Source organism: Lysinibacillus sp. PWR01 (assembly GCF_043359455.1).
Classification (GTDB): Bacteria; Bacillota; Bacilli; order Bacillales_A; family Planococcaceae; genus Lysinibacillus; species Lysinibacillus fusiformis_F.
Genome location: NZ_JBHERJ010000087.1, coordinates 17611 through 33046, shown reverse-complemented (window position 1 = coordinate 33046; position 15436 = coordinate 17611). Strand labels below are relative to the sequence as shown.

The window sequence follows — 15436 nt, the reverse complement described above, 5'->3', positions numbered from 1 at the left end:
CAAAAATAAGTGGGAGATGACACAATGAAAAAGGATTGGAAAATAGGGCTACTGTTGTTGACATTACTATCTCTGCTTCTTGCAGCTTGTAGTGGCAGTGACAAGCCAGCAGTGAAGGAGAAAACGGTTGCTGAAGAAGAACAAGGAACAGAAGAGAGTGAGCAACGTATCATTGCTGGAACAGTTGTGGTGGCAGATATTCTAGATAAGCTGGATTTGGATGCGATCGCTGTACCAGAAACGGAAAAGCAATTAGCAAAACGTTTTGAAGGTCTACCAACTATCGGCAATGCAATGGAGCCTGATATGGAAATTGTGAAATCATTAAATCCGACAGAAGTATTATCTGTATCGACATTAGAATACGATTTGCAGGATAAGTTTAAACAATTGAATATCCCTGTCGACTTTTTAAATTTTCAAAGTGTGGATGCCATGTTAACGGAAATCACAACACTTGGTGAACGCTATAATCGTGTAACACAAGCTGAGGGCCTAGTACAGGATCTACAGAAAAATATTGAAGCGGTACAAAGTGTTGCGGCAAATAAAGAAGGACCTCGTGTTTTAATCTTACTTGGTATTCCAGGGAGCTATTTAGTAGCAACTGAAAATTCCTATGCAGGTGATCTTGTTAAGCGAGCAGGGGGAATCAATGTAATGGAAGGTCAGGACGCTGAATATTTATCTTCCAATACAGAGTATCTACATAACAGTAATCCTGATATTATTTTACGTTTATCACATGGTATGCCAGATGAAGTTGTGAAAATGTTCGATGAGGAATTTAAAACAAATGATATTTGGAAACATTTTGATGCAGTGAAAAACGGAAAAGTCTATGATTTAGAGGAAGAATTATTCGGGACGACAGCCTCCTTACAAGTACCACAAGCTTTAGGACAACTGATGGAAATCTTCTATCGTAAATAGTAATTAGAATTGTCGCTCGTATGATCAGTATTATACTTATCATAGAGCGTTTTTCTTATCTTTATAGAATTTAAACATAGAAAAAGGAAGTCCAATATGACAAAAAGAATCGTCAGTTTTTTAATTGTAATTGTTTTATTACTTGTGACAGTCGTTTATTCAGCCACAACAGGTAGCATTAAAATGGGCTTTTTTGAATTTATAGGAGCATTATTTGAAGAAGGAAATAGTCAAATGGAGGCAATTCGAGATTTACGTTTCCCACGCATCATTGTAGCATTATTTGCAGGTGCGGCACTTTCAGTATCTGGGGTGCTTTTACAGTCCGTGATGCGTAATCCATTGGCTGATGCTGGGGTAATCGGAATATCTTCTGGTGCAGCATTTGTACAGCTTGCTATCATTGCCTTTTTCCCTACATTATTTTTTATGACACCCGTCTTAGCATTTATGGGTGGTGCATTGGCTTGTTCGCTTGTATTTGCACTCTCTTGGAAATCTGGCTTGAGTCCGCTTAAGCTAATTTTAGTGGGTATTGCCATTAACGCTATGTTTACAGGATTAACAGAGGCACTTATTAGCTTGGGTGGTTCTCTAAATACATCAGCATCCAGTGTGATTGGCTCTAATTTAACGATGCGTACATGGAAAGATGTCTCTACAATTGTGACATATGGAACAATCGGATTGATTGGTGCATTTGCTTTATATAGCTGGTGTAATTTGCTAGTACTGCAAGACAAAACAGTCAAAAGTTTAGGGTTTCAAGTAGCTCGTGCGCGGTTACTCATTGCAGCTGTCGCTGTTTTATTAGCAGCTGTATCAGTTGTTGTGGCAGGCGTCATTTCGTTTGTGGGTCTACTAGTACCTCACATTGCTAGAAGATTGGTTGGGCATGATCATGTCGTGCTCATTCCATTCACAGCATTAGCAGGTGCACTATTAATTTTACTGGCAGACACGATTGGCCGTACAATTGTTGCACCTATTGAAATTCCAGCCTCCACAATTATGGCAATAATCGGTGGCCCATTCTTAATATTCCTATTACGAAAAGAGTGACGAACATGAATATACAAGACATCATTGTTTCGCATGATAATACACGTAACCATTTAAATGGTGTTTCAACAACAATTGTCAAAGGTAAAATTACGACTATCATTGGTCCGAATGGCTGTGGGAAATCAACATTATTAAGTGTCATTTCTCGCCTTCATTCACCTAAAGCAGGGACTGTATCGTTAGAAAATAAAGATTTACTGCACTATAAGCCAAAGGAATTTGCTAAAAAACTGGCCATCGTGTATCAGCAAAATGATATACCAAAAGATTTAACAATAGAAAAATTAGTAGGATTCGGTCGTTTACCTCATCAAACAATGCTGAAAAAAAATCACGATGAAGATACGAAAGCAATTGAATGGGCACTTGCCTGTACAAATTTACAACATAAAGGCACAACCAATTTAGAGGCATTATCTGGTGGGGAAAGGCAGCGTGTATGGATTGCGATGGCGTTAGCACAACAATCAGAAATATTGTGTTTAGATGAACCTACAACCTATTTGGATATTTACTATCAAATTGAATTGTTAGAACTGGTGAAAACATTAAACGAGCAGCATGGTTTAACGATTATTATGGTGCTTCATGATATTAACCAAGCCATTCGCTATAGTGACCATATTATTTTGATGAAGGAAGGTCAAATTTTCGCAGAGGGTGCTCCACGTGATGTGATTACAAAAGAAGTGATTAAAGAAGTCTATGGAGTTGACGCGATATTTAATGAAGATAAACAGCTTGGCTATTATATGATGCCAATGGGGATATAAGATGGTGATCGGATGAAAAAAAAGGCATCAAAGTTGTTAACACTTGTATATTTAGCAATATTTTTATTTTCGGCTTTTTCACTTGCTAAGTACCTCTATACGTATTATGAAACATCAAAATCGTTAAAGGAAGTACAAGCCATTTATCAAGCCACATTGACAGCTATTAAAGAACAGCCAGCAGATCAAATGACGGAAAATCAAACGACAGATGATGTATCCACGTTACCTATAAGACCACAGTTTCATGATTTATTAGCGATCAATTCTCATATTGTTGGGTGGATTTCAGTGGATGGGACAAAACTTAATAATCCAATATTACAAGCTGATAACAATGACTTTTATTTAAATCATAACTATAAAGATCAGGAGAGTCGGGCCGGGAGTGTGTTCATGGATTATCGAAATAATATACTGAATATGGACAAAAACACGGTGTTGTATGGACATGCTATGAAGAATAATACAATGTTTGGTAGTCTTAAAAATTACTTAAAGCAAGACTATGCAGATGAACATCCAATCCTATACCTTGATACCTTATATGAGGGCTATGATATTGAAGTTTTTGCTGCATATGAGACAACGATTGATTTCTATTATATTGAGACCGACTTTACTGGCAGGGAGGCTTATCAACAATTTTTGGAGGAAATACAGGAGCGGTCTGCTATTCAGATGGATGTTGATATAAGTCCAGACGATAAAATCCTTACTTTATCTACATGTAAGGATGCTGTCATGAGTGATGATCATCGCTTTGTCGTGCAAGGCAAATTAGTAAAACGTTGAGGGAAAGAATAGAAAGGGATGTACCGATGACTCGGACATCCTTTTTATGTATAAAAAATTTAATTTAATTACTTGACGTAACTAAATTATTAATATATAGTAGGTTACAGAAAGTAATTAAAAATTTTTATAAGCTAAGATGTAAACAAATAAGTAACTACAAATGTTTATCCTAACCAATTTTGGGTAACATAAAAACTGTAGTTGCTTCATATTTTAAAATATATCTCGAAATCGAGATAAAATCAACCAATTGGAGGAATTTATAATGGCAAAATGGAACATTGATTTAGGACACTCAGCAATTAACTTTCAAGTAAAGCACATGATGGTATCAAAAGTTAAGGGTGTATTTGACAGTTACTCAGCTGATATTGAGGCAGCAGATCTTGCAGATTTAACAACTGCTTCTATTAGTTTTACAATTGATCCAGCGAGCATTAATACACGTAGTGAAGACCGCGATAATCATTTAAAAGCAGCAGATTTCTTTGATGCAGAAAAATATCCAACGATTACGTTTAAATCTACAAACATTGCTAAAAAAGCAGGCGATGAATATGCAGTAACTGGTGATTTAACAATTAAAGACGTTACAAAATCAGTAACGTTTGATACAGAATTTAATGGAAAAGGCACAAATCCATGGGGTCAAGAAGTATATGGCTTTGAAGCTGAAACAACAATTAATCGTGAAGACTTTGGCCTAACTTGGAACGCAGCATTAGAAACTGGTGGCGTTCTTGTTGGGAAAGATATTAAAGTAACGGTTGAATTAGAAATTAATCCAGCTTAAAAATAGATAGCTAGGGCATGTTTGAAGTAATCTTCAAGCATGCCTTTTATATAGCCCAAGATAGAAACTTGTTAATGAAGCAATCTTGTAAAAAGAATTTGTGAAAAATTACCAACAAATAAGTTTCTTGCATATTTTTAGTAATTACTGCATATAAATCATCATATTGTTTTTGGGGGCGATAGGATGAATGTATTAGTGACAGGTGGCTATGGTTTTATTGGCAGTGCAGTAGGTAGGCGTTTTTTTGAAGAAGGTGCAACGGTTTATATTATTGATAATTTAAGTACGGGGCATTTACGGAATGTTGACTTTGAGCATAAATCCTATCTGTTAAATGTTGAGGATGAGGTTTGCGAGCATCTTTTTAAGGAAATAAACTTTGATGTGGTCGTCCATTGTGCAGCGCAAACGAGCGTGCAACAGTCTATCCAGGAGCCAGTAAAGGATATTTTGACCAATATAGTTGGGCTCAGCCAAATGCTTTTTTTATCATCCAAGTATAAGGTACAGCACTTTGTCTTTGCCTCCTCAGCAGCTGTTTATGGAGATAGTCACTATCCTCCATTAGAAGAATCAGATGTCTGTGAACCAATATCTATGTACGGATTAAATAAGAGCATTGGCGAAACCTACTGTGAGAAATGGCAAAAAGATTATCGTTTGCCCGTTCTCATTTATAGATTTGCCAATGTTTTCGGTCCAAGACAGCAAATGCAAGGTGAAGCAGCTGTGATTCCAAGTATGTTAAAAAGCAGTATGGCAGGTAAACCTTTTACGATTTATGGTGATGGTGAACAAACGCGTGATTTCATTTATGTTGATGATATTGCAGATGCTATTTACGCAGGTGTATCTGCACGTTTACAAGGTACGTATAATGTATCCACCAATGAAGCTTGGTCTATTCACCAAGTCATCTTACTGCTCCAACATTTAAATCATCCACTTGAAATTCAATATGCCCCAGCACGAGAAGGAGATATTGAACACTCGTTTTTAAATAATGACAAATTATCCAATGCCATTGGTTGGAAGCCCAAAACTTCATTTGCAGAAGGAATCGAACGTACATTGCATGCGCTACAAAATGAAAAGTTAGCAGAAATTCAACAAAATAGTGGATAAAGGCAATAAAGTATGTGGGCATATTACATTGAGTAATATGTCTTTTTCTATGTCTATAGTATAATAATTCATTAAAGAAATGGTTGCGGACGGAGGCTTACATATGCTTGTAGATTTTAGAGTGAAAAATTGTTTGAGTTATAAAGATGATACGTTATTTTCAATGGTTGCGGGAAGTCGCCTACGAAAATGGAAGGATACCCACACAATCCAGTTTGATACACTTCGTCTTGTAAAAAGTGCATTTGTTTTTGGCCCAAATGGAAGTGGGAAATCCAATCTTTTTACGGCTATTAAAGTATTGCGTTCCTTGCTTTTTAATTTTGAAAACTTAAATAATGTAAAGCAATTACGTCTACCCTATCAACCATTTAAGTTAGGAAGACAGCAAGACAAACCAACAGAGTTTATGATATCGCTTTTTTTAGACGGAGCTTTGTACGATTATGAAATACAGTATAATGCTTCTCAAGTTCTTTATGAACGTCTTGTGAAAACGAATAGGTCACTGAAGGAAGAACTGTTTGTCAGACAATGGGACGGTACAGAATATTCTTATGAAACAGCCCAAACAACAGCGCAGGAATTGACAAAGTACACACGAAACAATACAGCCTTTTTATCCGTATTGCATGTTTTTAATGATCCTGATGCATTAAAGATATTCGATTGGTTTTTACATAAAATTCTGTTTCTAGATGAAGCAAATCGGTTATCAAGTCATCCCCTTATTCGTAAACTTGAAGAGGAGCCCTTTAAAAAAGAAGTGATCAAACTTCTTAAAATTGCAGACCTTTCCATTCAAGATGTTACGGCTAGACGTGTGGAACGCAGAGAGAAAAATACAATTGGCTATGAGTTTGATACGCCTGAGGTGATTCAAGAAGTAGATATTGATCTACATTACTTATCATTTGATGAAGCAGGTAAACCGATAGGGACAGAAACAATTAATTGGACAATGGATTCTAAGGGCACAGTACGAATGCTACATTTAGCATGTGTGATGGTGGATGCTTATAATAAAGGAAAAACCATTTTTATAGACGAATTCGACACAGCATTCCATGTATCGATTTGTGAGTTTTTAATGGCTATTATGAACAGCAAACGCAATAGCCGTAATCAATTTGTCGTGACGAGTCATGAAATAGAATTACTTGATCAGCCACTACGATCCGATCAAATCTGGTTTGTGAATAAAAGCTTTAAAAATGAATCGGAACTATACTCCTTATTTGATTTTGCAGATTTACAAAAGAAACGTGGGGATCTTTCTTATGCGAAACGGTATATGAAAGGGGAATTTGGTGCAACGCCTGTCATTAATGAGTATTTATCCGAACAATATTTAGAAGAAGCGGAGGTATCTGAGCAGTGAGAGTACGTCAACAAGGGAGCCGAACACTGCGTAAAACCATCTTAATTTATTGTGAAGGTGAAACTGAACGTATTTATTTTGAACAAATGCGTATTTTAAAGCGTTCTAAAATGGTTAGTGTCAAAATAAAAAATGTTAAACGGTCAGCAATCAAGCTTGCCCAACATGCTTATCGAGATTCCAGCTATCAATACTTTGATGAGGTGTGGATTGTTTTTGATAAGGATGATCTAACCGATAAGCAATTAGAGGAAGTCAATCAATTTTGCGAGGAAAAAAATATTCATATTGCCTATACAAATGAAGCATTTGAATTGTGGTTACTGTTGCATTTTGAGGAAGTCGACAGTACAGAAAAATATCCCCGTGCTGTCTTAAATGACAAAATGGAACAGCACCTTGGTGTGAGTCGTTATTTCCGTCATAAGGCTGATGAAGCCATCATAGCCCCCATTGCATTACGACATGAGGTAGCGATTAAAAATTGCACAGACATGATGGCTCTCCGAGAAACAGAGAGCCGTGACAACCCATACTGTAACATACATGAAATGATACGATACATATTTTAAGATTGAGCAGGTTTTCTATGATCAAATAGAAGCCTGTTTTTATCTTTACATAATGCTTTGTCGAAATGAAGGCATGTTTCTTTTTCAAAAACATATAGTGTATATGGAGCGAAATCAGTACATGTATGAAAGGGGATTGCGTGGATAACTCAAAGTCAAATCAATCCAATAATGTAGAAGGAAACGCAAAGGATCATCAACTTGAGCCGTTTCGTGTCGAGAATGAGGGCACGAAAATGACAACGAATCAGGGACTAAGGGTGTCCAATGATGAAGATTCGTTAAAGGCAGGTGTTCGTGGGCCGACAATTATGGAGGATTTTCATCTTAGAGAAAAAATTACCCATTTTGATCATGAGCGTATTCCAGAGCGTGTTGTACATGCCAGAGGTTTTGCAGCACATGGCGAGTTTGAATTATATGAATCCATGGCAGAGTATACGAAAGCGAAATTTTTGCAGGATCCGAAAAAGAAAATACCTGTGTTTGTCAGATTTTCGACAGTGGTAGGGAGCTTAGGGTCAATGGACACAGCTCGTGATGTACGTGGGTTTGCAACGAAGTTTTATACGGATGAGGGAAATTATGATTTAGTCGGTAATAATATACCTGTTTTTTTTATTCAGGATGCCATTAAGTTTCCCGATTTAATTCATGCTGTAAAGCCTGAGCCACACAATGATATGCCACAAGCTGCCTCCGCACACGATACTTTTTGGGATTTTGTAGCCAGTAATCAGGAAATTGCACATATGGTAATGTGGGTGATGTCTGACCGTGCCATTCCACGAAGCTTTCGTATGATGGAAGGTTTTGGCGTGCATACGTTCCGCTTCGTCAATGACAAGGGGAGATCAAGATTTGTTAAATTCCATTGGAAGCCTGTGTTAGGTGTGCATTCTCTTGTTTGGGATGAAGCCCAGATAATTGCTGGGAAGGACCCAGATTTTCAGCGACGAGATTTATGGGAAGCGATCGAAATTGGAGATTATCCAGAGTTTGAGTTAGGCATACAAATACTAGAACCTGAGGATGAATTTAAATTTGATTTTGATATTTTAGATGCGACAAAGCTTTGGCCAGAGGAACTAGTGCCAGTGAAGAAGATTGGAAAGATGACCTTAAATCGCAATGTGGATAATGTCTTTGCTGAAACAGAGCAAGTTGCGTTCCATCCAGGTAATGTTGTGCCAGGCATCGATTTTACCAATGATCCACTGCTACAAGGTCGACTCTTTTCTTATTTAGATACACAGTTGATTCGATTAGGGGGACCAAATTTTGCAGAGATTCCTATTAATCGTCCGATTTGCCCTGTGCATAACAATCAACGTAATGGCTTTAGCCGACAGACGATTAATTTAGGTAGGGTAAGCTATCATAAAAATTCACTAGCCAATAATACACCAGCCACTTCTACTGCAAGAGAAGGAGGATATGTTCATTATGAAGAAAAGGTTGAGGGGCGAATCACAAGAGCGCGTAGTAAATCCTTCGATGATCATTTTTCACAAGCAAGGCTCTTTTGGAATAGCATGTCCCCACCTGAAAAACAACATATTATTGATGCCTTTAGCTTCGAAGTAGGAAAAGTGAAGAGTAAATCAGTTCGTCAGCAAGTAGTGGATATGTTTGTCCATGTAGATAAAGCAATGGCTACAACAGTGGCAGACAATGTTGGTGTAAATCGTCCTAGCGGAGAGCAGTCCAAGGTAACAGCCTCCTCACCTGCACTGAGCCAAGCCAATACCATTAAATTACCTTATACACTGAAAGTAGGTGTCTTAATTGGTGATGGCTTTGATGCAAATGAAGTCGGGGAAGTATTGAAATATTTAACAAGACAAGGTGTACGCTACAGCATCATCTCTGATCGACTAGGTGTTGTGACAGGGAATAATGGTGTGCAATTAACGGCTACTGACACATTTATTACAACCGATGCTGTATTATTCGACTCGTTATATGTTGTTGGGGTAAAAGCAAGTAATCAGGCGAAATTCAATACTTATATCGTCAATTATATAAATGAAGCATATCGTCACTTTAAGCCCATAGGATTTGCTGCAACTGGCACAACCTTCTTCAATATGTCGAATGCCAATGTAGGACCAGGCATCGTGTTAGCGACAGGTAACAAAGATTTCCCGAAAAAGTTTGTAGCTGCCATTGCCCAGCAACGATTTTGGCAACGAAATATTTATTAAACAGAGCAATGAGTGTTGAATACCCGCGAAAGAGAAGCAAATACTATGTAAGTCAAAAGCCTTTCATTGAATGAGAGGCTTTTACTATGTCTGTCATTGCATTCAAAATTTGCAAATGATATGGTGGTACATGAGGTGAAAATTATGGAAAATTTTGATATTGCTATAATTGGAGCGGGACCAGGTGGCTATGTAGCAGCCATACATGCAGCAAAGAATGGCAAAACAGTCGCGCTAATTGAACGAGATAAATTGGGAGGCGCCTGCTATAATGTTGGCTGCATACCATCAAAGATTTTATTGGAGCATAGTAAACTTGTGCAGGAAATAAAACGGGGGAATAGCTGGGGAATAGAAGTGCCCAAAGTGGAAATTAATTTTCCTCGATTAATGCAGCGGAAAGATACGATTATTCATGAACTATTAACAAACATTGAGCATTATATTGTCAGCAATCATGTTACTTTATATCGTGGCGAAGCTTCAGTCGCAAAGGATTTAACAATTACAATCGAGAACGAGACAATAACGGCTACAGATATTATTTTAGCCACAGGCAGTAAACCCTTCGTCCCACCATTTGAAGGGTTAGAGACATCTACCTACTATACGACAGACACATTTTTTGATATAGAGGAGCTTCCAGCGCAGTTAACAATTATTGGGGGAGGTGTAATTGCAGTTGAAATGGCCTTTAGTTTAGCACCCCTCGGTACTAAGGTAACAGTGCTTAATCATAGCGAGGATATTTTACAAACGGAAGAGGCTGAAGCAAGACCGCTGATTCGAGAAAAAATGAAGAAGCTTGGTATTGAACTTGTGACAGATTTCCAATTTGAAAAATTTGAAGGCAATACCATTCATACATCTAAAGGCTCTTATACATATGAAAACCTTTTATTTGCAACTGGACGTCGTCCGAATACAGAAATTGCAGAGCAATTAGGATTAACTTTTGATGGTCGGTTAATCGCAGTCAATAAGCATTTTGAGACAAGCCTGCCGAATATGTATGCGATTGGTGACTTAGTGGGTGGTTATCAACTTGCGCATTCTGCCAGTGCGGAGGGAATTTACGTTGTTGATTATATTGTGGGCAACCAGCCAATACCAATTGATCAATCGTGCATCCCTCGATGTGTTTATACACATCCTGAAATTGCCACATTTGGTTTATTAGAAGAGCAGGTCAAAACGCCATATACGGTAACAAAAATGCCACTGCAGACTAATCCAAAGGCATTAATGGAGGGGAATACAGAAGGCTTTGTGAAGCTAATTTCATCCAAGGATAATGGTCAAATTTTAGGTGCTTGTGTAGTAGCGGATGGTGCAACAGAAATGCTTAATGCGCTATTAGCAACAAAAAATGCTGGTGGTACAGCTCAATCACTTGCACATATGATTTTTCCACATCCGACAGTGTCGGAGCATATTGGTGATGTGGCAAAAGCTGTTTTTGGGAAAGCAATTCACCAATGATAAAAAGCTGTTGACATTCAAGAAATTTATGTTAAATTAATTTTATAAGAATACTAGGTATTTAAGTTAACTAGACATCTAGAGGCTTCTATTTTACAAAACGGTTATCCGTCGAATTGTAGAATAGGGGCCTTTTTTAATAACAATGATAAAGGGAGTGGGTAAGATGACAAAAGCAGTCATTATTAATGGAAGTAATTCAAAAAATTCAAGAGTTACGGCTATTCATGAAAAGGTGGAAAATCATTTCATTACACAAGGAATAGAGGTTCACTCAAATTATGTACATGAACTACCAGCTACTGATTTATTAACGGCGAATTTTTCAAGTAAGGAAATACAATCTGAAAATGAACAGATTAAGGAAGCAGATCTTATTGTCATCCTTACACCTATTTATAAAGCATCCTATACAGGTATTTTGAAGACTTACTTGGATTTGCTACCGCAAAAAGCCTTGCTCGATAAGGCTATACTACCTATAGCTGTAGGAGGGTCAATCAGCCATTTATTGGCATTGGAATATGCACTAAAGCCAGTTTTAGCTGTACTAGGAGCCACATCCATTACTAATTCTGTTTACATTGTGGATAAACAAATCATTCGTTTGGAAGAGGGTGGCTTTGCAATTGAGGAAGAGGCCATCAGCAGACTTGAAGCACAGTTAGAACAATTGCAGCAAGTGTTCATTGTTAATTAAAATAATAAAAGCGCATTTATAGGGGCATCCTATAATGCGCTATTTTTTAATTTCCTTCTGGATTTTCTTCATTCTCCACAGGTATTGTAGAGAGATATAAGAAAGCTTCATCTTGCAATAGCATTATTTTTTCTTCACAAATTCCATGCGATAATGGTCCAGAAAAAATGGACTCCCACCATGTTCCTGTTGTTGTTGTCATTCATCTACGCCCCCGTTTCGGTTTTAATATGTAGTTGTATATTTCCCGAGATGAAAAAACTAAAACATTTCATTTTCACATATGCCATTTCACCCCCTCGATGTAGAAAGAGGATTTTTGCCTCTCGATGTTGTATCGTATAGACAAAGATAGTTTGTTTCAAAATGAAAAAACTATGTATGCCATTTTAAAAAAGGGGTGCTTTATTGATGAATTTTACGTCACAAGATGTGGAAAATATGATTACAGCGCAACGTCAATTTTATTTTTCACGCGCAACAAAAAGTGTGAAATTTAGAAAAGAGCAATTAAAGAAATTAAAAACTTCAATTTTGAAATATGAAAAAGAAATATTGAATGCGCTTCACTTAGACCTTCGTAAAAGCGAATTTGAAGCATATGCGACAGAAATTGGCATTGTATTAGATAGTATTTCATATATGGTAAAGCATGTGGAAGAATGGATGGAACCAGAAGCAGTCAAAACGCCGATACAATATCAAATGGGCAAGAGCTTCATTGTACGTGAGCCGTATGGAGTTACATTAATAATTGGGCCTTTTAATTATCCATTCCAACTTGTAATGGAGCCTCTAATTGGTGCCATTGTTGGAGGCAACACAGCAATCGTCAAACCGTCAGAAACATCTGTACACACAGCATCCATTGTGAAAAAAATCATTGAGGAAACGTTCCCCTCTTCCTACGTACGTGTTGTTGAAGGTGAAAAGGAAGAGGTTACGGCACTTATTCATGCTTCCTTCGATTACATCTTTTTTACAGGTAGTGTAGCCGTTGGTAAAGAAGTAGCAAAAGCTGCTGCAGAACGTTTGACACCAGTTGCTTTAGAGCTTGGTGGGAAAAGTCCAGCGATTGTCGATCAAACAGCAAATCTAGAAGTAGCGGCAAAGCGTATTGTATGGGGTAAATTTACAAATACTGGACAAACATGTGTGGCCCCCGATTATTTACTTGTCCACAAAGATGTTTATGACCGATTTATGAAAATTTTAAAAGAAACGATTCGTTCGTTTTACGGCAAAAATCCTTTGAAAAGCCCTGATTACGGTCGTATTGTGAATTTGAAACAATTCGATCGTTTACAGCAAATAATCGTGGAAGAACGTGATGCCATTACATATGGTGGACGAATGGATCGAGATGATTTATATATTGAACCTACAATCGTCGAATACGTAAAATGGACAAGTCCTTCGATGCAGGAAGAACTGTTTGGTCCTATCTTACCTGTTATGATGTATAATGATTTGCCACTTGCCTTTCATCAAATTCGCCAATTACCGAAGCCTTTAGCGGCATATTTCTTCTCAGAACATGAAAAAGCAATGCAATACTTTTTAGAAGAATTACCATTTGGTGGAGGCTGTATTAATGATACCATCACACATGTTGGGAATTTACATTTACCATTCGGTGGTGTAGGTCCATCTGGCGTGAAAGCATACCATGGCAAAGCGAGCTTTGAAAACTTTACACACCCCAAATCTATTTTAAAAAAATCTTCCAAACTGGAGACAAATGTGCTGTTCCCACCATATAAACAAAAAGTGAAAATTGTGCGTTCAATTATGAAATAGCCTAACAATGGGGGTATCTTATGATGCCTCCATTTTAAGAATAAGTCTCATATGCATAGAAGATTGTTCTCTAAATAAACCTTTCTCGTTATGTCGAAAAATGCCGATTGGTGATTATAAATGAAAATTTGAAGAAAACATGATTTTTTGTTCAAATGAAAGCGTTTTCGTTGAAAAAACACAACAGAGGCATTTTATTTATCATGAAATAAGTAGTAAAATAAGTTCAATAGAATGTGGGGGAATTCATATTGTCGTTTTTTGTCGATTGTTAAGGGTGATGATATGAGTGTAGAGATTGATTGGAGGACTATGAAATGTATGCAGAGGAATTGTTAAGCGCATTACCTTTGAAAAAAATAATTGGCGTGCTGCCAGATCAGGTTAGCGATATCGTAGTAGATTCAAGAAGTGTGCAACCAAATAGCATGTTTGTTTGTATCAAAGGTTATACAGTAGATGGGCATGATTATGCGCAAAAGGCTGTAGATGGCGGCGCAACAATTGTTGTAACGGAGCGTGAATTACCGCTAGGAGAAACGATTGCACAAGTGATTGTGCAAGATACAGATCGCGCAGTAGGTTTACTAGCTGCAAAGTTCTTTGATTATCCTTCTAAGGACATAACGATGATTGGTGTAACTGGAACGAATGGTAAAACATCCGTAACAGGAATTATTCAAAATATTATGCATGGTATGGGCGAAAAATCGGCCTTATCCGGCACAATTGGCTTTAATTTAAATGGTATTTTATATGAATCAGCCAATACAACGAGTGATGCGTTATCGACACAACAAATGATTTTCCGAGCAAAAATGGAAGGCTGTCGTTTAATGACAATGGAAGTTTCATCACATGGGTTAGCACTTGGGCGTTTAGCAGGTGTTGATTATGATATCGCTATTTTTACGAATCTAACGCATGATCACCTTGATTTCCATGGTACGATGGAGGAATACGGCCATGCAAAAGGCTTATTATTCTCCCAACTTGGACAAGATTTAGAAAAAAATAAATTTGTTGTGTTGAATGCTGACGATGCTTGGTCAGAGCGGTATGCCGCCATGACACCATTTCCAGTGTGGACATATGGTTTAAAAAATGAAAAGGCTGATTTCCGTGCCATTAACTGTGAGTATCACGATTATATGACATCTTTTGACGTGGAAATGCCCGAAGGAATTTATCGCGTAAAAATGAATTTACTTGGGGAATTTAACATTTATAATGTATTGGCAGCCATGATTGCGTTTTATGGTCGTGGCTATTCAATGGAGTCCATTATTGAGCAAATTGAGCAACTACCACCAGTTAAAGGTCGTATGGAGAAAGTATGTTCAGATCTACCTGTACAAATTTTTATTGATTATGCGCATACGCCAGATGCTATTGAAAAGGCGATTGAAGCTGCACAACCTTATAAAAAGGGCAAGCTGATTTTCTTAGTTGGAACAGGGGGTAATCGAGATAAATCGAAGCGTCCTGCCATGGCTGAGAAAGCGTCAGCTGCGGAATATGTCATTTTGACAACAGATGACCCACGCTATGAAGACTATGCTAGTATTACAGGCGATCTTGCCAAAGGTATGCTTCATGACCATTATGCTTGTATTGGGGATCGTGCAGAAGCAGTGCGCCATGCTATTGAAATTGCTGAACCCGGTGACATGATTATTTTTGCTGGTAAAGGGCATGAGGATTATCAAATTATCGAAAATACAAAATTCCCACATAGTGATGCAGAAATTGCGATAGAAGCTGGCCGATTAAAATTCGTATGATGAAAGCTAAGTTATTAGGA

General features: G+C 37.6%; 14 protein-coding genes. 13 read left to right on the top strand and 1 reads right to left on the bottom strand.

The genetic code is table 11. The features are described 5' to 3' along the window. Positions 1-24 precede the first annotated feature (24 nt). The 11 genes from isdE to ssuE all read left to right on the top strand — a co-directional run bounded on the left by isdE (position 25) and on the right by ssuE (position 11832). Complete coding sequence (gene isdE / locus ACEVFT_RS19420) at positions 25-933, top strand: heme ABC transporter substrate-binding protein IsdE (RefSeq protein ID WP_205441480.1); 909 nt, start codon at positions 25-27, stop codon at positions 931-933. Positions 934-1029: 96 nt separating this feature from the next. Beyond that, positions 1030-1995, top strand: a complete 966-nt coding sequence (locus ACEVFT_RS19415; protein ID WP_393951041.1) for a FecCD family ABC transporter permease — start codon at positions 1030-1032, stop codon at positions 1993-1995. A 5-nt stretch (positions 1996-2000) separates the two neighbouring features. Further along, the gene (locus tag ACEVFT_RS19410; RefSeq protein WP_205441484.1) at positions 2001-2771 is read left to right on the top strand and encodes an ABC transporter ATP-binding protein; all 771 of its coding nucleotides are present in this window, start codon (positions 2001-2003) and stop codon (positions 2769-2771) included. A gap of 12 nt (positions 2772-2783) precedes the next feature. Then, the gene (gene srtB, locus ACEVFT_RS19405; RefSeq protein ID WP_393951040.1) at positions 2784-3566 is read left to right on the top strand and encodes a class B sortase; all 783 of its coding nucleotides are present in this window, start codon (positions 2784-2786) and stop codon (positions 3564-3566) included. A 268-nt stretch (positions 3567-3834) separates the two neighbouring features. Beyond that, positions 3835-4362, top strand: coding sequence for a YceI family protein (locus tag ACEVFT_RS19400; RefSeq protein ID WP_393951039.1), 528 nt, complete (start codon positions 3835-3837; stop codon positions 4360-4362). Positions 4363-4548: 186 nt separating this feature from the next. After that, positions 4549-5490: an NAD-dependent epimerase/dehydratase family protein gene (locus ACEVFT_RS19395; protein ID WP_393951038.1), complete on the top strand. Its 942-nt coding sequence runs from the start codon at positions 4549-4551 to the stop codon at positions 5488-5490. A gap of 103 nt (positions 5491-5593) precedes the next feature. Next, a complete protein-coding gene (locus ACEVFT_RS19390) occupies positions 5594-6871 on the top strand; it encodes an AAA family ATPase (RefSeq protein ID WP_393951037.1) in 1278 nt (425 codons plus the stop codon). Continuing rightward, positions 6868-7443: an RloB family protein gene (locus ACEVFT_RS19385; protein WP_393951036.1), complete on the top strand. Its 576-nt coding sequence runs from the start codon at positions 6868-6870 to the stop codon at positions 7441-7443. The genes ACEVFT_RS19390 and ACEVFT_RS19385 overlap by 4 nt, the downstream gene beginning before the upstream one ends. Before the next feature lie 125 nt (positions 7444-7568). Next, the gene (locus tag ACEVFT_RS19380; protein ID WP_205441496.1) at positions 7569-9650 is read left to right on the top strand and encodes a catalase; all 2082 of its coding nucleotides are present in this window, start codon (positions 7569-7571) and stop codon (positions 9648-9650) included. A 144-nt stretch (positions 9651-9794) separates the two neighbouring features. Next, positions 9795-11132 carry a dihydrolipoyl dehydrogenase gene (lpdA, locus tag ACEVFT_RS19375; RefSeq protein ID WP_393951035.1) on the top strand — a complete coding sequence of 446 codons (1338 nt, stop codon included), beginning with the start codon at positions 9795-9797 and terminating at the stop codon, positions 11130-11132. A 166-nt stretch (positions 11133-11298) separates the two neighbouring features. After that, positions 11299-11832, top strand: coding sequence for an NADPH-dependent FMN reductase (gene ssuE, locus ACEVFT_RS19370; protein WP_342442562.1), 534 nt, complete (start codon positions 11299-11301; stop codon positions 11830-11832). A 46-nt stretch (positions 11833-11878) separates the two neighbouring features. Here the strand turns inward: ssuE and ACEVFT_RS19365 are convergent, their stop codons facing one another. Further along, positions 11879-12034, bottom strand: coding sequence for a hypothetical protein (locus tag ACEVFT_RS19365; RefSeq protein WP_205441502.1), 156 nt, complete (start codon positions 12032-12034; stop codon positions 11879-11881). 209 nt (positions 12035-12243) lie between these two features. Between ACEVFT_RS19365 and ACEVFT_RS19360 the strand changes: the two genes are divergently transcribed. Both ACEVFT_RS19360 and ACEVFT_RS19355 read left to right on the top strand, forming a co-directional pair. Beyond that, the gene (locus ACEVFT_RS19360) at positions 12244-13632 is read left to right on the top strand and encodes an aldehyde dehydrogenase (protein WP_393951034.1); all 1389 of its coding nucleotides are present in this window, start codon (positions 12244-12246) and stop codon (positions 13630-13632) included. A gap of 317 nt (positions 13633-13949) precedes the next feature. Next, complete coding sequence (locus ACEVFT_RS19355) at positions 13950-15416, top strand: UDP-N-acetylmuramoyl-L-alanyl-D-glutamate--2,6-diaminopimelate ligase (protein ID WP_393951033.1); 1467 nt, start codon at positions 13950-13952, stop codon at positions 15414-15416. The last annotated feature ends 20 nt before the right edge of the window (positions 15417-15436 follow it).